This window comes from Streptomyces sp. NPDC002896 (assembly GCF_040295225.1).
Classification (GTDB): domain Bacteria; phylum Actinomycetota; class Actinomycetes; order Streptomycetales; family Streptomycetaceae; genus Streptomyces.
The window spans coordinates 292,935-314,002 of the sequence record NZ_JBEOVA010000003.1 but is presented as its reverse complement, the minus strand read 5'-3'; the positions used below and the strand labels follow the sequence as shown (position 1 = coordinate 314,002).

At 71.4% G+C, this 21,068-nt stretch carries 18 protein-coding genes; 9 read left to right on the top strand and 9 right to left on the bottom strand.

The window, feature by feature from the left end; genetic code table 11:
* Positions 1-234: 234 nt before the first annotated feature.
* The 4 genes from atzF to ABT009_RS06075 all read right to left on the bottom strand — a co-directional run bounded on the left by atzF (position 235) and on the right by ABT009_RS06075 (position 7,036).
* Complete coding sequence (gene atzF, locus ABT009_RS06090) at positions 235-1,899, bottom strand: allophanate hydrolase (RefSeq protein WP_351290031.1); 1,665 nt, start codon at positions 1,897-1,899, stop codon at positions 235-237.
* 126 nt (positions 1,900-2,025) lie between these two features.
* On the bottom strand, positions 2,026-5,592 hold the full coding sequence (uca, locus tag ABT009_RS06085) for an urea carboxylase (RefSeq protein ID WP_351290029.1): 3,567 nt from the start codon (positions 5,590-5,592) through the stop codon (positions 2,026-2,028).
* Positions 5,589-6,215: an urea amidolyase associated protein UAAP2 gene (locus ABT009_RS06080; RefSeq protein WP_351290027.1), complete on the bottom strand. Its 627-nt coding sequence runs from the start codon at positions 6,213-6,215 to the stop codon at positions 5,589-5,591. The genes uca and ABT009_RS06080 overlap by 4 nt, the downstream gene beginning before the upstream one ends.
* Positions 6,212-7,036, bottom strand: coding sequence for an urea amidolyase associated protein UAAP1 (locus ABT009_RS06075; protein WP_351290025.1), 825 nt, complete (start codon positions 7,034-7,036; stop codon positions 6,212-6,214). Before ABT009_RS06075 ends, ABT009_RS06080 begins: the two co-directional genes overlap by 4 nt.
* A 159-nt stretch (positions 7,037-7,195) precedes the next feature.
* Here ABT009_RS06075 and ABT009_RS06070 point away from each other — a divergent pair, with 159 nt between their 5' ends.
* The 6 genes from ABT009_RS06070 (at position 7,196) to ABT009_RS06045 (ending at position 12,741) form a co-directional block, all read left to right on the top strand.
* The gene (locus ABT009_RS06070; RefSeq protein WP_351290023.1) at positions 7,196-7,828 is read left to right on the top strand and encodes a TetR/AcrR family transcriptional regulator; all 633 of its coding nucleotides are present in this window, start codon (positions 7,196-7,198) and stop codon (positions 7,826-7,828) included.
* 371 nt (positions 7,829-8,199) lie between these two features.
* A complete protein-coding gene (locus tag ABT009_RS06065; RefSeq protein WP_351290021.1) occupies positions 8,200-9,822 on the top strand; it encodes an ATP-binding protein in 1,623 nt (540 codons plus the stop codon).
* Entirely contained in the window at positions 9,823-10,230 is a 408-nt protein-coding gene (locus ABT009_RS06060) for a roadblock/LC7 domain-containing protein (protein ID WP_351290020.1), read from the top strand.
* Positions 10,227-10,601 carry a DUF742 domain-containing protein gene (locus tag ABT009_RS06055; protein ID WP_351290018.1) on the top strand — a complete coding sequence of 125 codons (375 nt, stop codon included), beginning with the start codon at positions 10,227-10,229 and terminating at the stop codon, positions 10,599-10,601. Before ABT009_RS06060 ends, ABT009_RS06055 begins: the two co-directional genes overlap by 4 nt.
* Positions 10,582-11,196, top strand: coding sequence for a GTP-binding protein (locus ABT009_RS06050; protein WP_351290016.1), 615 nt, complete (start codon positions 10,582-10,584; stop codon positions 11,194-11,196). The genes ABT009_RS06055 and ABT009_RS06050 overlap by 20 nt, the downstream gene beginning before the upstream one ends.
* 24 nt (positions 11,197-11,220) lie before the next feature.
* Entirely contained in the window at positions 11,221-12,741 is a 1,521-nt protein-coding gene (locus ABT009_RS06045; protein WP_351290014.1) for a cytochrome P450 family protein, read from the top strand.
* Positions 12,742-12,805: 64 nt separating this feature from the next.
* Here ABT009_RS06045 and ABT009_RS06040 read toward each other — a convergent pair whose 3' ends face one another.
* Positions 12,806-13,795, bottom strand: coding sequence for an RluA family pseudouridine synthase (locus tag ABT009_RS06040; protein WP_351290012.1), 990 nt, complete (start codon positions 13,793-13,795; stop codon positions 12,806-12,808).
* 157 nt (positions 13,796-13,952) lie between these two features.
* Here ABT009_RS06040 and ABT009_RS06035 point away from each other — a divergent pair, with 157 nt between their 5' ends.
* On the top strand, positions 13,953-14,564 hold the full coding sequence (locus tag ABT009_RS06035; protein WP_351290010.1) for a GNAT family N-acetyltransferase: 612 nt from the start codon (positions 13,953-13,955) through the stop codon (positions 14,562-14,564).
* Here the strand turns inward: ABT009_RS06035 and ABT009_RS06030 are convergent.
* Entirely contained in the window at positions 14,561-16,144 is a 1,584-nt protein-coding gene (locus ABT009_RS06030; protein WP_351290008.1) for an amino acid permease, read from the bottom strand. The two genes, ABT009_RS06035 and ABT009_RS06030, sit on opposite strands and share 4 nt — an antisense overlap.
* Positions 16,145-16,442: 298 nt before the next feature.
* Entirely contained in the window at positions 16,443-17,045 is a 603-nt protein-coding gene (locus tag ABT009_RS06025) for a potassium channel family protein (protein WP_351290006.1), read from the bottom strand.
* 239 nt (positions 17,046-17,284) lie between these two features.
* On the opposite strand from ABT009_RS06025, the gene ABT009_RS06020 reads away from it, so the two are divergent.
* On the top strand, positions 17,285-17,911 hold the full coding sequence (locus tag ABT009_RS06020) for an HdeD family acid-resistance protein (RefSeq protein WP_351290004.1): 627 nt from the start codon (positions 17,285-17,287) through the stop codon (positions 17,909-17,911).
* Between the two features lie 64 nt (positions 17,912-17,975).
* Here ABT009_RS06020 and ABT009_RS06015 read toward each other — a convergent pair whose 3' ends face one another.
* Together ABT009_RS06015 and ABT009_RS06010 are read right to left on the bottom strand one after the other, a co-directional pair.
* Positions 17,976-18,497 (bottom strand): hypothetical protein, encoded by a 522-nt coding sequence (locus ABT009_RS06015; RefSeq protein ID WP_502989822.1) that lies wholly within the window; start codon positions 18,495-18,497, stop codon positions 17,976-17,978.
* A gap of 96 nt (positions 18,498-18,593) precedes the next feature.
* The gene (locus ABT009_RS06010; protein WP_351290003.1) at positions 18,594-19,934 is read right to left on the bottom strand and encodes a diacylglycerol/lipid kinase family protein; all 1,341 of its coding nucleotides are present in this window, start codon (positions 19,932-19,934) and stop codon (positions 18,594-18,596) included.
* Between the two features lie 665 nt (positions 19,935-20,599).
* Between ABT009_RS06010 and ABT009_RS06005 the strand changes: the two genes are divergently transcribed.
* Complete coding sequence (locus tag ABT009_RS06005) at positions 20,600-21,016, top strand: SHOCT domain-containing protein (protein ID WP_351290001.1); 417 nt, start codon at positions 20,600-20,602, stop codon at positions 21,014-21,016.
* Positions 21,017-21,068 lie beyond the last annotated feature (52 nt).

Here is a 21,068-nt window from a genome sequence, read left to right as displayed (position 1 = left end):
CGCCCCCGGGTGCGCGGTTCCCCTTCCCCATGTGGTGGTGATTCCTCATGTGCTGGTGACGTCGATGTCTGCGGCGCTGAGGTGTTCGGCGCTGTCATCGGACCTGTCCTCCCTGACGGCACGGTTCGCGAACCGGGAACGATCGTCGGGGAGGTGGCTAAAGCGGCGGCTGCGCCGACAGGTGCCTCGGTCCTGTCGGCGCCCGGCCAGACGCTGGCTGTTTCGGCGTCTGTGTCAGTCGGCGGCCCCCGAAAGATACGCTCGCCAGCCGCCGTATTCCGTGATGTCCGATGCCCCGTCGAGCGCGCCGGGTTCACACAGGAAGCCCGGTACGGAGGTGCCGTCGGCGAGTTCCACGCGGCCCAGGGTCATGGGCCGGGGCAAGGCGGCGAGCAGGTGGCCGAGGCCCTCGGCCGGCATCCGCCACACCTCCGTCTCGATGGTGGCGCCGCCCTCGCCGACGTGGACGAGGCCCGGTTTGGGCGGGGTGGTCCGCAGGGCGTGCAGCCGGTAGACGGGCGCCGTCGCGGTCGTACGCTCCAACTGTGCGCCCAGAGTGAGGAGTTGGGGGTTGAGCGGCTGGCCCGACAGATGGGCGCCGACGACGGCCACACGCGCCGGCGGGGTGAGGAGACGCGCGATCCGCGCCAGCCGTTCGTCCGTGAACGCCGGGCCGATCAGCATGACTCCGAACGGCAGGCCGCTCACCTCGCCGGCCGGGACCGCGACGGCCGCGAGGTCGAAGAGGTTCGTGGAGTTGGTGAACCGGCCGAGGCGGGCGTTGGCGCCGAGCGGGTCCGCGGCGACCTCGGCGAGCGTGGGGTGGCCGGGGGTCGTCGGCAGCAGCAGGGCGTCGGTGTCACCCAGGGAGGCCTGCGCCTTCGTATGCAGTGCGGCGAGCCGCTCCTGGTCGGCGTAGAGGCGGTGGGCGGGGATGTCGCGGGCGCGGGTGATGATGCCCGCGACCGTCGGGTCGAGGTCGTCCGCTCCTGCGTCTGTGGACTTGTCGATAAAGCTCCCCACGGCCGTGTAGCGCTCGGCTACGAAGGCGCCCTCGTAGAGCATCGCGGCTGCCTCGGTGAACGGCGTGAGGTCGACGGGTCGTAGTTCGGCTCCCGCTTCGGCAAGTTGGGCGGCTGCGGCTTCGTATGCCTCGGCCCAGCCCGGGTCCAGCTCGCCGAGTTGGGCGCGGTCTGGGACGGCGATGCGCCACGGGCCCGGCGGGCGTTGCGGGAGGGGAGGCAGGTCGCGGGCGGAGGGCGATGCCATGTATGCGAGGGCCTGCTCGGCCTCCGGGAGCGTAGGGGCGAAGACGGTGACGCAGTCGAGCGAGGCGCAGGCCGGGACGACGCCGTCAGTGGGGACGAGGCCGCGGGTCGGCTTGAGGCCGACGATGCCGTTGAAGGCCGCGGGGACGCGGCCTGAGCCGGCGGTGTCCGTGCCGAGGGCGAAGTCCGCGATGCCGAGGGCTACCGCTACGGCTGAGCCGGCGCTGGAGCCGCCGCTCACCCGTTCCGGGGCGTGGGCGTTGCGCACGGCGCCGTAGGGGGAGCGGGTGCCTACCAGGCCTGTGGCGAACTGGTCCAGGTTCGTCGTGCCCAGGACGATCGCGCCTGCTGCGCGGAGGCGGGCTACCGCGGGGGCGTCCGCCGGGGGGTTGTACGCGTATGAGGGGCAGCCTGCCGTCGTTGGGAGGCCCTCGACGTCGATGTTGCCCTTCACCGCGAACAGCCTCCCCGCGAGGGGGAGGTGTTCGCCTGCGGCGGCTCGGGCGTCCAGCGCGTGGGCTTCCTGTTCGACCTCCGCCTGGGTGCGTAGGTCGATCCAGACCTCCGGGCGGTCCACCGCCTCTATGCGGGCGTAGGCCGCGCGGACTCTCGTCACGGTTGGGGACGACATCTGTGCTCCTTGCGCTGAGGTGGGTTGTCGGGTGCGGGCCGTGGGCGGTTTGTGCCCCCCACTGCCTTAAGGGCGTGGGAGGTGCCCCCAGCCCTGCGGAACGCCTGCCCACAACCCGCGGAACGTTCAGCGTCCCGTTGAACTCGCTGGGCCTACGACCACCAAGGCCGTTCCCGCCTCCACCTGGTCTCCCGGCTTTGCCAGCAGCTCCAGGATCACGCCCTCCATGGGGGAGTGCACTCGGGACTCCATCTTCATTGCCTCCAGGGCCAGCAGGGGCTGGCCGGCTGTCACCTCGTCGCCCGGCTGTACGTGCACCTGCCATACCGACGCGGCGAATTCGGCCTCAACTAGGCGGCCGCCCTCGGGAACCGTCACCTCCGCGGGTGCCGCGGCCGGGGCCGCTGCCGCCTCGGCGCGGGTGAACTCGCCCGCGGCCTCCCAGGCGTCCCGTTCCGCGGCGAAGGCGGCGCCCTGGCGGGTGCGGAACTCGGCGATGGAGTCGGCGTTGTCGGCGAGGAACCGCTCGTACTCCGCGAGCGAGAAGACGCCCTCCTCGATCCGCGGTACGAAGCGGCCCGAGGCGATGTCCGCGCGGAGGTCCAGCAGCTCGTCCGCCTCGACCGGGTACCACTTGATGCGGTCGAAGAAGCGCAGCAGCCACGGCGAGCCGGGCTCGAAGGCGCCGCGCTGCTGCCAGCCCGACCACACTTGCGTCGTACGGCCCACGAACTGGTAGCCGCCCGGTCCCTCCATGCCGTAGATGCACAGGTATGCGCCGCCGATGCCGACGGAGTTCTCCGCCGTCCAGGTGCGGGCCGGGTTGTACTTGGTCGTGACCAGGCGGTGGCGGGGGTCCAGCGGGGTCGCCACCGGCGCGCCCAAGTACACGTCGCCCAGGCCCATGACCAGGTACTCCGCGTCGAAGACCGTCCGGTACACGTCGTCGACCGAGTCCAGGCCGTTGACGCGGCGGATGAACTCGATGTTCCAGGGGCACCAGGGGGCGTCGTCGCGGACGCCCGCCATATAGCGGGCGATGGCCTCGCGGGTCGCCGGGTCGTCCCAGGAGAGGGGAAGGTGCACGGTCCTGGACGGGACGACCAGCTCGTCGGCGGGCGGGAGCGCGGACTCGATCTCCCGTACCTTCTCGAGCAGTTCGTTCTGGGGCAGCACGTCCGGATCCGTCTGGATCTGGAGCGAGCGGATGCCGGGCGTGATGTCCATGATGCCGCGCAGACCGGCCGCGACCACCGCCTCCATCAGCGCGTGCACCCGCATCCGCAGCGCGAGATCCAGCTGCATCGGGCCGAACTCGACGAGCAGGTTGTCGTCGCCGCTGCGGCGGTACGTCACGTCGCCGTGCCGGGCCAGGACGCCGCCGTCGGTGATCGCCGCGCGGTCCGCGACCGGGGCGAGCGCAGGCGTCCGGCGAAGGCGTGCCGCCGTCTCGACCGTCACCGGCACGAAGTGCACCACGTCCCCCGGCCGGAGCTGCCCCAGCTTCCAGCGCTGCCCCTTCGCCACCGTGGCCGGGCAGACGAACCCACCGAGCGACGGGCCGTCGGGGCCGAGCAGCACCGGCATGTCACCGGTGTAGTCGACGGCACCGACCGAGTAGGGCGTGTCGTGGATGTTGGACGGGTGCAGGCCCGCCTCGCCGCCGTCCGTGCGCGCCCAGCGCGGCTTCGGGCCGACCAGCCGTACGCCGGTGCGTGCCGAGTTGAAGTGGACCTTCCAGCCGGCGGCGTAGAAGTCGTGGATGTCGTCCTCGGTGAAGAACTCGGGCGCAGCATGTGGGCCCTCGACGGCGCCGATGCGCCACTCGGACCCGAAGACCGGGCGCTCGGCCGGCGCCACCGGTGCGCCGGCGGTCGTGACCGTACCGCCGTGCAGTACATCCCCCGTGCGCAGCGCCCGGCCGCCGTGCCCGCCGAAGCGGCCCAGCGTGAACGTCGACGCGCTGCCGAGGAAGTCCGGCACGTCCAGGCCGCCGCCCGCGAACAGCACGTACGTCCGCAGGCCGTGCTCCGTCGGCGCCCCGATCTCAAGGAGGGCCCCGCCCGGCACGGTCACCGGCTCCCACTGCGCGACCGGCTCGCCGTCCACGGTCACCGGTGCCGGTGCGCCCGTGACGCACACCGTCGTCGCGTGCGTGAACCGCAGCGAGGGCCCCTGGAGAGTGCACTCCAGGCCCGGCGCGCCCTCCTCGTTTCCCAGTGCCCGGTTGCCCAGCCGGAACGACAGGTCGTCCATCGGGCCGCACGGAGGCACACCCACCTGCCAGTAGCCGGTGCGGCCCGGCCAGTCCTGGACGGTGGTGAGCGTGCCGCCGGACACCACCTCGGTCCGCGGCGTCGGGTCGCTCACCCCCGCAAGCGTCGCCGTCGAGTGAGTGGCCGACCGGAAGGAGTCCTCGGCCAGCGCGGCCCGCACAAGACCGAGATTCGTCTCGATGCCGTCGACGCGGCTGGCCGTCAGCGCGGCGTCCAGCTTGGCGAGCGCGTCCGCCCGGTCGTCGCCGTACGCGATGACCTTGGCGAGCATCGGGTCGTACGAGGTGGTGACCTCCGTGCCCGTCTCGATCCAGCCGTCCACGCGTACGCCCTCGGGGAACGACACGCGCGTGAGGAGGCCGGAGCTCGGCCGGTGGTCGCGCGAGGGGTCCTCGGCATAGACGCGGGCCTCCACGGCGTGGCCGCGCGGCGGACCCGGCTCCTGGACGACGCCGGTCTCACCCTGCGCGAGGCGCAGCATCCAGGCGACCAGATCGGCGCCGTAGATCTCCTCGGTGACCGGGTGTTCGACCTGGAGACGGGTGTTGACCTCCAGGAAGTACGCCTCCTCGCGAGCGGCGTCGTAGACGAACTCCACGGTGCCCGCGGATCGGTAGCCGACGCTCGCGCACAAGTCCCGGGCGGAGGCGGCCAGTTGCTCACGCACCCGCTCGGGCAGGCCCGGTGCCGGGGCCTCCTCCACCACCTTCTGGTTGCGGCGCTGAAGCGAGCAGTCACGGTCGCCGAAGGTCACGACGCGGCCCTCGCCGTCGCCGAACACCTGCACCTCGACATGGCGGGCGCGCTCGACGAGCCGCTCCAGGAACACTCCCGCGGACGAGAACGAGGCCGCGGCCACCCGCTGCACCCGCTCCCACGCGTCGGTCAGCTCGGCTGCCGAGCGGCAGGCCGACATGCCGATGCCGCCCCCGCCGCCGGTCGCCTTCAGCATGACCGGATAGCCGATGCGCTCGGCCTCCTGCAGGGCCTCCGCGAGATCCGCGAGCAGGCCCGTCCCGGGCGCCAGCGGCACGCCCGCCGCCTCGGCCGCCGCCCGCGCGGTGTGCTTGGCGCCGAACAGCTCCAGCTGCGCGGGCGTCGGCCCGACGAAGGCGATCCCGGCGTCCTCGCACCGCCGCGCGAACTCGGCGTCCTCGGACAGGAACCCGTACCCGGGATGGATCGCGCCCGCGCCCGAGTCCTTGGCCGCCTTCAGGACGAGGTCCGCGTCGAGGTACGACTCCTTGGCGGGCGCGGGACCCAGGCGTACGGCCTCGTCGGCGAGCCGGACGTGGGGCGCGCCGCGGTCCGGGTCGGAGTAGACCGCGACCGTGCGCAGGCCCAGCTCCCTGGCCGTGCGGATGATGCGGACCGCGATCTCGCCGCGGTTGGCGACCAGCAGGGCGTCGAAGCTCATGCGGCGCCCGCCCCGCCGGGGGTTCCCGGATCCCCGATCGTCATCTCGACCGCCGTCGGCTCGAAACCGTTGCACGGGTTGTTGATCTGGGGGCAGTTGGAGACGAGCACGATCACCTCGCGCTCGGCGCGCAGCGTCAGCTTCAGGCCGGGTGCGGAGATGCCGTCGACGATGCCGAGGGTGCCGTCCTTCTCCACCGGCACATTCATGTACCAGTTGACGTTGGAGACCAGATCGCGCTTACCGAGGCCGTACTTGTGGCCCTCGGCGAGGAAGTTCTCCACGCACGCGTGCTGAGACCAGGTGTGGTGCCCGTAGCGGAGCGTGTTGGACTCCTTGGAGCAGGCGCCGCCGACCGTGTCGTGGCGGCCGACCTCGTCGTCCACCACCGTCATCAGCGCGGTGTGCTCGTTCGACATCAGCACGCTGCCCGTGGTCAGGAAGATGTTGCCCTGCGCGTGGATGGTGTCGGGGGCGCTGTAGCGGACGGACGTGTCCTGGGCGTCGTAGACGAGGAAGTCCACGGCCTGGTTGCCGTGCAGATCGGTGATCGTGAGCGTCTCGCCCGGGGCGAGCACGGCCGACCAGGCGGACCGGGCCGGGACAACGGTGCTGTGGGTCATGCGAGCCCCCTCGCGGCAAGGAATTCGGCGGTGTTGAGGAAGGCGCGGCGGCCCTCGGGGGTCGCGTCCCAGAGCGGGTCGCCCGGCTGTGTCGGGGCGGCCCGCCAGGCGAGCACCTCCAGCGGGCTGCTGGTGTACGTCTCGCGCGGGTCGGCGGGGTGCGGCACGTTCGCGATCAGCACGGTGACGTCCTGCTCAGTGCGGAGCGTCACGCCGGCGCCGGGGCCGACGGACCCCGTGAAGTCGAGCGCGCCGTCCTCGCGGACCTCCACGCCCTGGAAGAAGGAGAGGGACGGCGGCAGGTCCCGCGCGGACAGGCCGTTCTTCGCGGCGGCCAGCTTGAACAGCTCACGGCCCGCGGGCGACGCCGACTGCGGCGTCCCGTCTCCGTACCGCTCCGTGTTCCGTACGAGCGTGGAGGTACCGCACAGGGCGTCGTGCCGCCCGGAGGTGTCCGCGGTGATCGAGGCGAGGACCCGGCCCTGGTCGGACAGGAGCAGCTGTCCCTCGCCGAGGTAGGCGTTCCACTGGACCTTGACCGTGTCGGCGACGTTCAGCCGCTCCCACGGCCGGTCCGCCGCATACAGCAGGAGGTGGGCGCAGGCCTCGCCCGCCAGGTCGGTGAGGCGCAGCTCGGTGCCGCGGGCCAGCACCCGGTGGGTGTAGTTGCCGCCCGCCACCGTCTCCGCCCACACCAGATGTCCCGCCTCACAGGGCGGTGCGGGCCAGGCGCTCGCGGGCACGACGGGCATGGCGTCGGCGTGGGCGCCCTCCTGGGCGCGGGCATGGTCGCGGGCTCCGTAAGTGGTCGCTGTCGCCATCGCGGGACCTTCCGGCTCGGCCTAAGTGTTTCTGTCGCGCGACAGAAATTACGAGCGGGAGGCGTCACGGCGATTGCCCGACTGTTGCGCCCCGGTTACCGATCCCTCACGCGAACCGGCCTTGCTGGGGTTGTACGGCGGTGTGCGACGATCGACGCCATGGGCACCACGGGAGGATCACGGGGACGGGTCGGCAGGCCGCGCGCCGCTCAGCGGCCGGACAGCGGGCTGTCCGCGCGCGACGAACTCCTCGCGGCGGCGGCCGAGTTGTTCACCACCCGTGGATACGCCGCCACGACCACCCGTGCCGTCGCCGAGCGCGCGGGCATGCGCCAGGCGACCATGTACCACTACGTGTCCGGCAAGGAGGACCTCCTCGCCGAGCTCCTCGAGTCCACCGTCACGCCCTCGCTGACCCTCGCCCGCCGGCTCCTCGCGGACGACGCGGCTCCCGCCGAGCGCCGGCTGTGGGGGCTGTGCCGCTCCGACGTGGAGCTGCTGTGCGGCGGCCCGCACAATCTCGGGGGGCTCTACCTCCTGCCCGAGGTGCGGTCCGAACGGTTCGCCGGATTCCATGCGGTGCGAGCCGAACTCAAGGACGCCTACCGGCAGTTGCTTGCCGCCACGGAGTTCGGGAAAACCCTCGGAAAGAGTGAGCTCGCACTCCGCACCGATCTGCTCTTCGGGTTGATCGAAGGTGTCATCCTGATCCACCGCTCCGATCCCGAACGGCCCGTGTCGGCCTTCGCCGAGGCGACTGCGGACGCGGCACTGCGCATCGCCGGAGTCTGACCGCCGGCCGGGGCCCGGGCGCCCCATGTGGCCCTCAGCCTGCAGAAACGGTCCGCCTTCGCCCTATGAGGGTGCGTAATTCGCATACCGGCCCATGATTACGGCACGTGTTTGAATGGCTGCCCAGCGTGCAAATGGGATCGAGTGTATGCCCGTGCGGCAGGGCGTTTCAGGTGCTTGCGGAATATGACATGGCGATGATCCGGTCGGACTAAGCTCGCCCACAGCGCACCGAGTTGCGGCGTATTCGTGCGCTTGTTCCCAAAGATTCCTGGTAGTTCGAATATCACCCCAGGTGTCTCCGTAATCCGCCGCAACTCATGGCAAGTCTGTACAGACCACTCTGAGTCGACTGTTTTTAGAGGGCATACATGGTGAGTGTTCAATCGCCTCCCGGTGGCCGAGAAGTCCCCTACGCGCGCGTGCTGTTGCTGCCCGCCATACTCATGGCCGCGGCGACCGGGGCCGCCGTCGCCGCCGTGCCGGAACCGGCCCGGATGGCCGTCGGCTGGTGCGGCGGGATCGGGGCCCTCATGGTGCTCGGTGTCGCCCTCGAGGCGGTCCGCCGCGGGCGTACCGTCAAGCGGCTGCACCGGCAGTACACGGACCGGCTCGCGTACCTCGAGCGGCGCGTCGCCCTGTACGACGCGCAGACCGAACACCTGGGCAAGCAGCTCCTGCCGGACACGCTCTACCGGGTGCGGCAGGGCGAGTCCCCCGCGGAGGCCATGCGCGTCGTCATCGACGAGGACCCCGACTACCGCGACCTCCCCCAGGCCCAGCGCAAGCTGCTGCACGCCGTGCTGCAGATCCTGGACCGCGGCGAAGCCATGCGCGACGCGACGGCGAGCGCCTTCGTCCACATCGCACGGCGCGTCCAGGCCATCGTCCACCAGCAGTCCGTCGAACTCCGCGAGATGGAGGAGGACCACGGCCGCACGCCCGAGGTCTTCGACGACCTGCTCCGCCTCGACCACGGCACCGCGCTGATCGGCCGGCTCTCCGACAGCGTCGCGGTGCTCGGCGGTTCCCGCCCGGGCCGTCAGTGGCCCAAGCCGGTCCAGCTGTACAGCGTTCTGCGGGGCGCGATGTCCCGCATCCTCGACTACCACCGCATCGACCTGGACTCGATCGCCAAGGTCGCCGTCAACGGCGTCTCCGTCGAACCGGTCATCCACGCCTGCGCCGAACTGCTCGACAACGCCACGCGTTACTCGCCGCCGCAGACACACGTCCATGTCACCGCCGTCGAGGTGCAGACCGGCATCGCCATCGAGATCGAGGACGGTGGCGTCAGCCTCAGCGAGGAGGCCAGGAAGCGGGCCGAGACCATGCTCGCCGAGGCACAGGAGGGCATGGACCTCAACAGCCTCAACGAGACCCCGAGGCTCGGCCTGGCCGTCGTCGGCCGCCTCTCGGCGATGTACGGCATGCAGGTCTCCCTGCGGCAGTCCGCGTACGGCGGCGTACGAGCGGTACTGATCGTCCCGCGCAACATGCTGACCACCGCCCCCGCACCGGCCCTCGCGCACGGCATCGGCGCATCCGCCGTGCCCCGGGTGGACAACGACGGCAAGCCCATCGAGGAGCTTGAGCGCGCACCCAAGAAGCGCCGCCCGACCTCGGGCCCGCCGACTCCTCTCTCCGCCCTGGAAGACGACATCCCCGTCGTCACCGAGTGGACGGCCACCGGCCTGCCGCAGCGCCGCAGCCGGGTCAAGACGCCGCTGGCCGAGCGGTACGCCGAGGCCCGCGCCGCCAAGGAACGGGAGGCCGAAGCGGCACGGGCCGCCGAGGCCAAGGCCGCCATCCCCGGCCAGCGGCAGGCGCCGCCGCCGCGCGAGCCGGAGAAGGAGGAGCCCGCGCCCGGTCTCTGGGTCGAGGCGTTCATGAACGGCCTCAAGGGCGGCGGCGACCAGCAGGGCACGCCCGGCGCAGTCGAGTCGAAGGCCCGGGCGGACGACGACAGCACCGAGGACGAGGGGGACCTCTAAGTGATTCAGCAACGGGCCAATTTCGACTGGATGCTCAAGGACCTGGCCGACGGCGTAGGGGGGATCCGGCAGATCGTCGTGCTCTCCGCGGACGGGCTGCGCATCGCCCGCCACGGCGGCGACGCGGACGCCGCCGACCGGCTCGCGGCGGCCTGCGCCGGTCTGCAGAGTCTGGCCGGCGCAGTGGCCACCGAAATCCCCGACAGCGACGGCCAGATGCGCATGGTCATCATCGAAGTCCGAGGAGGCTTCTTCTACATGATGGCCGCCGGGCCCAACGCCTACCTGGCGGTGCTCGCGGGCGAGACCGTGGACGCGGGGCTCCTGAGCAGCCGCATGCGCGACCTCGTCGTCCGCATCGGGGCCCATCTGACAAGTCCGCCACGGCGCGACGGGCAGGCCGTATGACTCCTCCGCAACGCGAACGACGCGCACCACAGGCAGGAACGGAGCAGGACCCGGGACGGCTCTATGTCATCACGGGCGGCACCGACGGAAGCCAGCGGGCGCCACTCGACCTGGTGGCCCTGATCGTCGCCCGGTCGGAAGCGCCGCCCACCGCCCCGCCGGAGCAGACCGCACTGCTGCGGCTGTGCAGGACGCCCCTGTCCGTCGCCGAGATCTCGGCCTATCTCGGCCTGCCGTTCAGCGTGGTCACCGTGCTGGTGACCGAGCTCCTGGCGGCCGACCTGGTGGAGTCCCGCGCTCCGGTCGTCCGCTCCGCACTCCCCGAACGTTCCCTCCTCGAAGCGGTGATGCATGGACTTCAAAAACTCTGACACGATCGTGGGCCCACGCGCCGAGGACCATCTGCCGGACACGGCCACGACCGCGGTCAAGATCGTGATCGTCGGTGGCTTCGGGGTCGGCAAGACCACGATGGTGGGGTCGGTGAGTGAGATCCGGCCGCTCACCACCGAGGAGACGATGACCCAGGCCGGTGTCGGAGTCGACGACAACTACGGCTCGGAGACGAAGACGGCCACCACCGTCGCCATGGACTTCGGCCGTATCAGCATCACGGACGAGCTGGTGCTCTACCTGTTCGGCACGCCCGGGCAGGAGCGGTTCTGGTTCCTCTGGAACGGCCTCTTCGAGGGTGCTCTGGGCGCCGTCGTGCTCGTCGACACCCGGCGTCTGGAAGTCAGTTTCGACGTGATGGGGCGCCTGGAAGAGCGCGGCGTGCCCTTCGTGGTCGCGATCAACGACTTCCCCGACGCGCCCCGCTATCCGATGGACGACCTGCGCACCGCACTCGACCTCCGCCCGGAGGTGCCGATGATCAAGTGCGACGCCCGCCGCAGGGCCTCCAGCCGGGACGTCCTGATGACCCTGATGCGCTACCTGCACTCCCTGACCATGTCCCCCGCCTGACCCGACCGATCCGAAAGCGACACCGTGACGACCCCATCCCACTTCCCTCGCGGCGCGGACGAACCGATCTCCCCGCCACCGGGCTGCCCGGCCCACGGCCTCGGCCCCGGCGGCCTGCGCCGTCTGTACGGACCCGAGGCCGACAGCGACCTCGCGGGCATCTACGAGAAACTGCGCGCCGAACACGGCTCGGTCGCGCCTGCCCTGGTGCACGACGACGTACCCATGTGGGCGGTCATCGGCCATACCGAGGCGCTCCACATGCTCCGCACCGGCTCGCACTTCACGCGTGACTCGCGCCGGCTGCGCGTGGTGCAGGACGGCACGCTCGGGCCTGACAATCCACTGGCGCCGGTGATGGCGTGGGCGCCTCTCATCTCCTTTGCCGAAGGCGCCGAACACCAGAGGGTGCGCGGTGCGATCACCGACGCCCTGGCGACCATCGACGACCGCGGCCTCAGGCGCTTCATCCACCGCAGCAGCCAGCGCCTGGTCAACGAGTTCTGCGAGACGGGCACGGCCGACCTGGTCAGCCAGTTCGCCGAGCATCTGCCGATGGCGGTGATGTGCGAAGTCCTCGGCATGCCCGACGAGTGCAACGAGCGCCTGGTCCAGGCCGGTCGCGACATGACCAAGGGCACCGAAACGGCGGTCGAGAGCAACGAGTACGTCGTGTCGGTTCTGTACCGGCACACGGCACGGCGCCGGGCCCAGCCCGAGGAGGACTTCACCAGCCGGCTCCTCGCCCATCCCGCGCAGCTCAGCGACGACGAGGTCGCCCAGAACCTGCGGGTCGTGCTCATCGCGGCGTACGAGGGAACCGCCAACCTCATGGCCAACGTGCTGCGCATGGTGCTCACCGACCCTCGCTTCCGGGCCCAGCTCAACGGCGGTCAGATGACGGTGCCGGAGGCGATCGAGCAGTCCCTGTGGGACGAACCTCCGTTCAGCGCCCAGCTGGGCTACGCCGCCACTCAGGACGCAGAGTTGGGTGGGCAGCAGATCAAGGCCGGCGACGCGCTCATCTTCGTCGCCGCGGCAGGCAACGTCGATCCGGTGGTCCGTCCCGACCTCAAGGCCAGCATGGCGGGCAACCGCGCCCATCTCTCCTTCGGCAGCGGGGCCCACGAGTGCCCTGGCCAGGACATCGCCCGAGCCATCGCGGACGTCGGCGTCGACGCCCTGCTGATGCGCCTGCCCGATGCGGAGCTCGCCGTGGACGAGAAGGAGCTGCGCTGGCGGCAGACGATCCCGGCCCGGCACCTCGTCGACCTGCCGGTGACGTTCACGCCGCGCCCCCCGCAGGACGTGATGCTCCGGCCCACCATGGGCAGGGTGCCCGCGCCGCGCACGGAGTGGGAGGTGTCGTCCCCGCCGCCGCGGGACCAGGCCGAGCGCCCGGCCGTCGGTGTCCCGGCGCAGGCCTCGGCGTCGGACCGGTCCGAGCAGCGGCCGGTGCCGACGCCGCCGACCTCGCCCGCAGACCAGGGGGAGCAGCCCAAGGGCGCGCTGCAACGCCTGCTTCGGTGGTGGCGGGGGGCCTGAGGGGTGGCTCGGGCGTTCCGCGAAGGGTGACTGGGTGGCCCATCGTTCCGTGGTCGCCCAGCGCCTACCGACCGGGCTGCGACCGGCCGTCGCCCGTGTTCTGACCGGCCAGTCCGCTACACCAGGCGTCGGGGTCCGACCATGCCCCCAGGACACGCTCGCTGACGAACCGGTGCGACCGCCCCGTGACCGGATCCGTGAACTCCAGCAACCGGGCCAGGAGTTGCAACGGCCGCCGGAAGTCACCGTCCGGCACGGGGTCGGCCACCACCGGATAGACGGGATCGCCGAGGATCGGCACCCCCAGTGCGTTCATGTGCACCCGTAGCTGATGGGTGCGGCCGGTCGTCGGCACCAGCCGGTACCGTCCGAGCCCGTCCCGGTGCTCCACGAGCTCGACCCGGCTCTCGGCGTTTGGCTCGCCCGCCACCTCGCGGGCGGCCATGACCCCGCGCTCCTTCTCGATACGGCTGCGGACGGTACGGGGCAGTGCGAGCCCCGGATCGTACGCGGCCACGGCCTCGTACTCCTTGTGCACTCGCTTGTCGCGGAACAGCGTCTGATACGCGCCGCGCTCCTGCGGCCGCACCGTGAACAGCACGAGACCGGCCGTCAGACGGTCCAGCCGGTGAGCGGCGCCGAGAGGGGGGATCCCCAGGTCGCGTCGGAGCCGTGCCAGCGCCGTCTCGGAGACGTGGCTGCCGCGCGGGGTGGTGGCGAGAAAGTGCGGTTTGTCGGCGATGACGATGTGCTCGTCGCGGTACACGACGTCGACGTCGAAGGGCACGGGTACCTCGGCTTCGAGCTCCCGGTGGAACCAGACGAACAGCCCGGGCTCGTACGGCGCGTCGTGCGCCACGGCACGCCCGTCCGCCCCGACGATCAGCCCGTCGTGCAGCATCCGGTCGATCACCCCAGGCCCGGCCGCCAGCCGCTCCACGAGATGATCCCGCACGGTGCCCCAGCTCCCATCCATGGGCAACCGAACCCGAACGGGGTCGACTCCGTCGCGCTGGGGCAGGGGGGCGGAGGGAATGCGGGGCCTGCGTCTCATCAGCTCGAGCGTAACTGTTGCGGGCAATCGTTCCGCTGGGCCGGGGCACCTCCCACGCCCTCAAGGCAGTGGGGAAGGGTGGGCACAACCCGCGACGGCGGGTGCCTGCGTCAGAAATTCGGTGGGCGGGCGGCAGCCCGGTTGGGAGGATGCCCCCATGCCCTCCCTGATCCACGACGTGGTGGCCCCAGGAACCCTGGCCGGACGCCCGCAGCCGACGCTGCCAGCGGTAGGCGGCCTGACCATCCGCCCCTGGGCGGAACGGGACGCGCCCGCCGTGCTCACGGCGTTCCAGGACCCCGCCATCCACCAGTGGCACGCCCGCAGCGCAGACTCGACCGCCGAAACCACCGCCTGGATAGAGGAATGGCGCACGGCATGGTGGGAGGAGCGGAACGCGTTCTGGGCGGTGGCCGACGCGGACACCGACGAGTTGCTGGGCCGGGTGGCCCTCCGCTGCATCGAGCTCGCCGACGGCACCGCCGAGATCGCGTACTGGACGCTGCCGAAGGCACGCGGCCGCGGTGTCGCCGCGCGCGCCGTCACCGCACTAACCCGCTGGGCGTTCGACGAGATCGGCATCCACCGCCTCGAGCTCACCCACGCCACCGGCAACCAGGCCTCCTGCCGAGTGGCGAACAAGACCGGTTTCGCCCTGGAGGGTACGAAGCGCAGCGCGGCGCTGCACGCCGACGGCTGGCACGACATGCACCTGCACGCACGCATCCAGGGCGACCCGGCCCCCGTACTCGCCGGCCGGCCCTCCTAGGCGCCCGACGTCGCGGCGGCCGGCTGGGGCTCCGCGGCGGGCGTCCGCCGGCCGGCGCGGCTCCGGTAGAGCCGGTAGCCCGCACCGGCGGCGAGCGTCACGCCGAGGAACAGCACGGTGAACCACTGGAAGTACCAGTGCCCGCCCGCCGGGTCGTACACGTCCGCGCGGGGCCACGCCAGGTTGACCGTCATGAACAGGCCGTAGACGAGGGCGAGTCCGTTGACCGGTACGCCCCAGCGGCCGAGGGAGAACAGCGGCCGGCCCGCCTCGTCCACCGCGTCGGCCGCGGCGCCGGGGAACTGTCCGCGCAGCCGTCGTACCAGCAGTGGACCGGTGACCATGGCGTACGCGAGGTACAGCATCACGATGCAGGTGGTGCCGATCGCCAGGAACGCATCGGGCGACGCGAAGTTGAGCAGGAGCAGGGCCGCGGCGAGGATGCCAACGACGAGTGCGGGCGCGCTCGGCATGCCTGTGCGCGAATTGACCTTGGACAGCAGCCTCGAACCGGGGAGCTGTCCGTCGCGAGCCATCGAGAAGAGCATGCGGCAGGCCGCTGTCTGGATCGCGAGGGTCGCCACCGCGATGGCCACCACCACGTCGGCGAGCAGGAACCGGCCGACGCCGTCGCCCAGGCTGCTGGTCAGGACGTAGCTCAGGCCGTCGACGGCCAGGTGCCCGTCCGTGAGGCTGGGCGCGGCGAGCAGACCACCGAGGACGATCAGGCCCCCGAGGAGGCCCGCGGCACCGAGCGCCGTGAGGATCGTGCGGGGCGCGGTGCGCCGCGGGTTGCGGGTCTCCTCGCTCATCTCGCCCGCGCTGTCGAAACCGATCATCACGTACGCCGCCATGAAGGACCCCACGAGCAGGGCACCCAACAACCCGCCCTGGGCGCCATCACCTGTGTGGAACGTGATGCCCGGCGAGCGCTCGGAGTGGGTCAGCAGCAGCACGATGATGAGGACGGCCCCGATGATCTCGGCGGTGACGCCGACCCGGTTGACCACGGACATCACGCGGTTGTCGACGATGTTCACGAGCGTGGTGAGGGCCAGCAGGATCACACCGAGCACCGCCGCGTTCGCCGCACCGGTGGGCGAGGTGGGCGCGGGGTCGCCGCCCACCAGCTGGAAGCCGGACCAGATCGCCGGCATCACCATCTGCAGGGCGAGCGCCGCCGCCGCGACCACCACGATCTGCCCGATCACCATGATCCAGCCGGCGAACCAGCCGAAGGTCAGCGTCGACAGGCGCGAGGACCACTGGTAGATCGCGCCCGAGATGGGGTAGCGGGCGGCGAGTTCGGCGAAGCACGCGGCCACCATCAGCTGGCCGAGCAGGACTGCCGGCCAGGTCCAGAAGAAGACGGGGCCGCCGAAGGCGTAGCCGAACGCGAAGAACTGGAAGACAGTGGTCAGCACGGAGATGAAGGAGAACCCGGCGGCGAACGAGGCGTAGCGGCCGAGGCTGCGGTGCAGCTCCTGGCGGTAGCCGAACTCGGCGAGGGAGGAGTCGCCGCCGGCGTCCGTGGGCGCCGGCGGATCGGGACGGAGGTCGGCAGGGGCGGAGCTTGTCATGGCGGCAACCTGCTTTCGCGGAGGCGGCCCGGGAGTTCTGTCGGGCGACATCCCGGTCGAGGGCCGGCCGGGGCGGGCGCCATTCCGTACGGCGACGTTCCTGTCGGCCTGCATCAATTCCTGTCGGGTGACAGAAATTAGGGACGGCCTGTTTCACGGGCGTGACGCAGCCGTATCTGCTGGGGGCCGAACTCCTCACGCCGCCCAGTGCCCAGGGCTCCCGGCAGCGCGCAACCAGTGCCTACGGCTCCCGGCACGCGCCACGCGTTGCGGCCGACGGGGCAGGGCCTGGCATTCCCTACGGTCTTCCAGGGTGTCGCCTTGGTGGGGGTGCGCCATCGGCCGGCTGCCGACGGAGGGCGGCCTGGACGGCGCCGACCACGATCCGGGCCGCCACGCCGACGAGGAGGACGTTGGCGGTCATCTGCGTCATCGTCACGATGCGGGCGGGCTCGGTTCGAGCGGTGATGTCGCCGAAGCCGACGGTGCTGAACACGGTGAGCGTGAAGTACAGCGCGTCGGTCCGGGTGAGCGGTTCCGTGAAGCTTCCGGGAGCGGCGCGTTCGAGGAGGTAATAGGCCGCCGCGAAGAGCAGCAGGAACAGCGGGACGGTGGTCGCGAGTGCTTCGACGGCCCGCAGACGCGGGTGGGGAGAACGGAGGATCGACCGGATCTGCAGGGCGAGGAGCACCACTACGGCCGCCAGGCCCCCGACGAGGCCCGCGAGCATGCCGCCGGTGACCCGTTCGTCCATGGGCAGCAGGTAGTACGCCACGACGAGTCCGGTCGCGGTGAGGAGCGGCCGGACGGCTGCGCGCAGTGGCACGCGATGCCGGGCTGCCCGGGGGCTCGTGGCCTCGTCGCCTGCGGCGTCGTTGCGGGCTGGACCTGGGTCGTTCATGTCTCCTCCCTGCTCCGCGGGGCCTCACCGGCCGGGAGCGGCATCAAGTCCCCGGAGATAGATTTGTCCTGTACGGGGCATTTGGCGTCCTCGGTGGCGTCGAGTCACCCGTACGGGTGCCGCACGCGACGACCGGTCTGCTGAACGCCTGCAGTCAGGGGCCGCCACCGCGGAAGGGTCTACTGCTCGGCGTTCGTGTCCGCGCAAGCCCGGTGCCCGCCCGTTTCGAAGGAGGCGCAATGGCCGTACCTTCCGGTCCCGCACCGGCGCGCGAGCCCGCTGATCCCCAGGAGATCCTCGCCGGTATCGGCGGCTCATGGCTCTGGGCACTCGGCTTCGCCCTGGCGACTCTGCTGCCGGGCATCCTGGTGCTGGTCTGGCCCGACGAGACGCTGCACGTGCTGGCCGTCATCGTCGGGCTGCAGCTGCTGGCGGCGGGAGCGTTCCGTTTTGTGACGGCCTTCTCCCGGGACGGTGATCGCGGCGGCGGCAGGGTGGCCGCAGTGCTCGTCGCGGTCGTGTTCGTCCTGGCGGGGGTGCTGTCTCTGCGGCATCCGCTGCAGACGATCGCCGCTCTGTCCTTGATCGTCGGGGTCTGCTGGCTGGTGTCGGGCCTGCTGACCGTGTTCGCCGCGATCGCGGACCGTGACCTCACCCACCGGGGTCTGGCCTTCGCCGGCGGCGCGCTCGCCGTCGTGGCCGGGGTCGTGGTCCTCGCCTATCCCGTGGAGTCGGCGGTGGCGCTGGCCCGGCTGCTGGGCCTGTGGCTCGTCCTGCTGGGCGTTGTCGAGTTGGCGATGGCGTTCGCCCTGCGGTCGGCGACCCGCCGGCTCACCGCTCGGTCCGACGCTGATCGCGAAGGTTAGCCGCTCAGTCTGCGTCAGTGCTGGCTGGAGCGCGGTCTGCGTACGTGCCGGCGCGCGGTCTGCGTCAGTGCTGGAGCGCGGCCTTGAAGGCCACGATGACCAACCCGAGGAGCAGGTTGACCGCGCCTGCGACCAGGATCAGACGGCGTGAGGCACCGGCGCGGAAGGCGGCCAGAGTCGCCCAGCCGACCTGCCCCGCCAGCGCGACGATGAGCGCCAGCCATGCCGACCCCCGGACTCCCAGTCCGAAGAGCGGACCGATCGCCACCGCAACCGCCGGTGGGACGGCCGCCTCGAGGATCGGCCGCTCGTCGGCGCACACGCGGCGAACTTCCTCCCAGCTCAGGCGCTGGTGCACCATCTGGGCCCCGAAGAGACGCGAGAAGACGTGCGCGGCCCAGAACACCACACCGGTGCAGAGCAGCAGCAGAACGAGCTCCACCCGCGGAAACGAGCCGAGTGCTCCGGCGCCGACCACTACGGATGCGGCGAGCAGAGAGCCGTACACCGCGCCGCTGTAGTCGACGTGAGCCGCACCGGTCGGCGGCCGAGTCCCCGAGTTCTGCGCGCGGCTCCGATGTGTCACACCCCCAGGTTCGCCGAGCAGGCCGCGCTTCGCATGGTCACGCCGCGTGATCAGCAGGCTCGCCGTGCGGCGGCGGGCGGAAGCGGTCGACGCCGATCAGCCGGTGTCCCGCCCCGCCGCGGCCCGTCCCACCGTCAGGGCCAGTCTGCGCACCCTGCGCCAGTTCATCGGCGGCTTGCCGCGCGGCACGCCGGGACGGTGGCGGGGCAGCCGTACGCGCAGGGCACCCGGTTCGATCCGGCAGCGTACGGGGGCGGCCAAGCTGAGGGCCTCGCCGTCGACACCCGCCGGGATGACGGGTGCGTCCGCGTCGATGACGACCTCCTGGGCGCTGGCCGAGGTCAGCCCGGGCCCGTGCCTGCCGCGAAGCATCGAGGCCGCCTGGACCGCGTTGTCGACCTTGACACCGAGCACGCCCAGGACGCCTGAGTCCAGCCGCTCCCGGCGCCCCAGGCCCGCGGGATCTCCCATCCGGTAGGGGTTGTTGCTCACCAGGACGGCTTGGGGCGCGTCGATGGTCACGGAACCAGCGCGCACCTTCAGGCGCGGGCCGCTGTGGTGGGTCAGCAGGTCCGGCAGCATCTGAAGGGTCGTACGGGCCTTGTCGCCGCGATAGGCCGGGCTCTGTACCACGGCCGCGTACGCGCCGAATGAGGCGTTGTTGACGAAGACGCGCCCCCGGCCTTCTGCCGGGGACACCCCAGAGCCTATGAATCCGAGGTCGACGCGCAGCTCGACGCCGTCGGTGAGCGCCTCAAGGCACGCCGAGGGGTCCTCGCGGTCGAGCCCGAGGTCCATGGCGAAATGGTTGCGGGTCCCTGCGCAGATGACGACGAACGGAACGCCGTGCTCCGCCGCCACGTCCGCGACCAGGGCCTGCGTACCGTCGCCGCCCGCGACACCGAGCAGGTCGGCGCCGTCGTCGACGGCCCGCCTCGCCAGCTCGGCCACGTCCTGCGGATGCGCGGGGTCCAGTACCACGACCTCGGCGCCGACGGCCCTGGCCTTGTCCGCCAAGTGGAACCTCCCGACCTTCCCGCCGCCCGAGCGCGGGTTCATGATCAGGAAGGGGCGTCGCGGAGGCGCGGCCGGGCGTTCCGGCACGTGTGCCGGGCCCGTGTCCTGTGCCAGTGCTGTTCTGCCCAGGGAGACAGCCAGCGCCCACAGGGCGAGCGAGACGAGCACCACCCACAGCAGCCCGGCGAGCGCGTAGAGCGCCAGGACGGCGACCGGTGCGGCTGTCGCCAGCATGAGAGCGAGCGCCCTGGCCGCACCTTCGCGCGCCAGCACCCACCAGACGCCGGCCGCCGTGACGGCCAGCCCGGCCGCACCCACCCCCACCAGGGCGACGCTCCGAAGCCCGGCGACCACCAGCAGGACCACAATCGCCGCCGTCGCCGCCGTCAGTGCCAGGCGAGCGGCCCAGCGCCTTTTCACGCGATCGCACCTCCCGTCGATGCCGCCGCCCCCACCTTCCATTGCAGGTGCCCGGCAGGCGAAGCGCATCACCCGGCGCGGGCGACGCGTCCCCGGGCTGTCGCGTGGCGATCAACGGCGGAGCACATGACCATGGGGATGGTGGGTCCCCGACACGGCCCGGCTCACGCAGCGGCGGGACCGGAGTCCGTGCCCGGCGAGCCGTCCATCGCCTCCTGGGGGAGGTGCGCATGCTTCCAGCCCGTGCCTCAGCCGCAGAGCGCGGCGAGAAAACCGTCGTTTCGTCCTTCGGCGCGGCCGGAGCAGCGCTGGATCCGTCCGGGGACCCGCTCCTTGCCGCGAAGTTCTCGGTCCCGACTGTCGCCCGCGACTTCGTACGCAGACAGCACCTCCAGGACCGGCTCACTGACGGCGCGAACGGGCCGCTCACAACACTGACTGATTACGGCACCGGCTCGCCGCATGGCCGACAGGCCGCGCCCAGGCTCCGAGGATGGCGGCGCAGGCGCCGCGAGAGCCGGCGGCCCCCCGTGGCGGCAGCGGACCGCGTCGGTCACGTCGCCCGGGGCGCGTCAGGGAAGCTCACCCGCGCCGGGTGAAGCATCCAGCCCTCGTAGCGCGCACAGTCGGACACCGCCGGGGGACGGCATGGATGGGAGAAGGCAATGGACAGTTCCGCGTACATGGCGTACGACTATCCGGTTCTGGGCGCATTCTGGACCATGATGTGGATCTTCCTGTGGATCCTGTGGCTCGTCCTGCTCTTCCGGATCATCGCCGACATCTTCCGCGACGACACCATGAGCGGCTGGGGCAAGGCCGGGTGGCTCGTCCTCGTGGTCGTTGTTCCGTTCCTCGGCGTCTTCGTGTACGTCCTCGCCCGCGGCAAGGGCATGGGGAAGCGCGAGATGGAGCAGGCCCGGGCCCAGCAGCAGGCGTTCGACACCTACGTGCGTGAGACCGCCCGGGGTGCAGGACGAACCAGCGAGGTCGAAGAACTGGCGAAACTCTCGGAGATCCGCGCCAGGGGCGACATCTCCGACGAGGAGTTCCGCCGGGCCAAGGAGAAGATCCTGCACTGACCGTGCTGAACATCGGAGATCGTTGCTCAGCACCCCGAGGGTTGTTTCTCAG

Coding starts and splice junctions, on each gene's coding strand:
- atzF (WP_351290031.1), bottom strand. CDS start 1,899: ATGTCGTCCCCAACCGTGACGAGAGTCCGCGCGGCCTACGCCCGCATA.
- uca (WP_351290029.1), bottom strand. CDS start 5,592: ATGAGCTTCGACGCCCTGCTGGTCGCCAACCGCGGCGAGATCGCGGTC.
- ABT009_RS06080 (WP_351290027.1), bottom strand. CDS start 6,215: ATGACCCACAGCACCGTTGTCCCGGCCCGGTCCGCCTGGTCGGCCGTG.
- ABT009_RS06075 (WP_351290025.1), bottom strand. CDS start 7,036: ATGGCGACAGCGACCACTTACGGAGCCCGCGACCATGCCCGCGCCCAG.
- ABT009_RS06070 (WP_351290023.1), top strand. CDS start 7,196: ATGGGCACCACGGGAGGATCACGGGGACGGGTCGGCAGGCCGCGCGCC.
- ABT009_RS06065 (WP_351290021.1), top strand. CDS start 8,200: ATGGTGAGTGTTCAATCGCCTCCCGGTGGCCGAGAAGTCCCCTACGCG.
- ABT009_RS06055 (WP_351290018.1), top strand. CDS start 10,227: ATGACTCCTCCGCAACGCGAACGACGCGCACCACAGGCAGGAACGGAG.
- ABT009_RS06050 (WP_351290016.1), top strand. CDS start 10,582: ATGGACTTCAAAAACTCTGACACGATCGTGGGCCCACGCGCCGAGGAC.
- ABT009_RS06040 (WP_351290012.1), bottom strand. CDS start 13,795: ATGAGACGCAGGCCCCGCATTCCCTCCGCCCCCCTGCCCCAGCGCGAC.
- ABT009_RS06035 (WP_351290010.1), top strand. CDS start 13,953: ATGCCCTCCCTGATCCACGACGTGGTGGCCCCAGGAACCCTGGCCGGA.
- ABT009_RS06030 (WP_351290008.1), bottom strand. CDS start 16,144: ATGACAAGCTCCGCCCCTGCCGACCTCCGTCCCGATCCGCCGGCGCCC.
- ABT009_RS06025 (WP_351290006.1), bottom strand. CDS start 17,045: ATGAACGACCCAGGTCCAGCCCGCAACGACGCCGCAGGCGACGAGGCC.
- ABT009_RS06020 (WP_351290004.1), top strand. CDS start 17,285: ATGGCCGTACCTTCCGGTCCCGCACCGGCGCGCGAGCCCGCTGATCCC.
- ABT009_RS06005 (WP_351290001.1), top strand. CDS start 20,600: ATGGACAGTTCCGCGTACATGGCGTACGACTATCCGGTTCTGGGCGCA.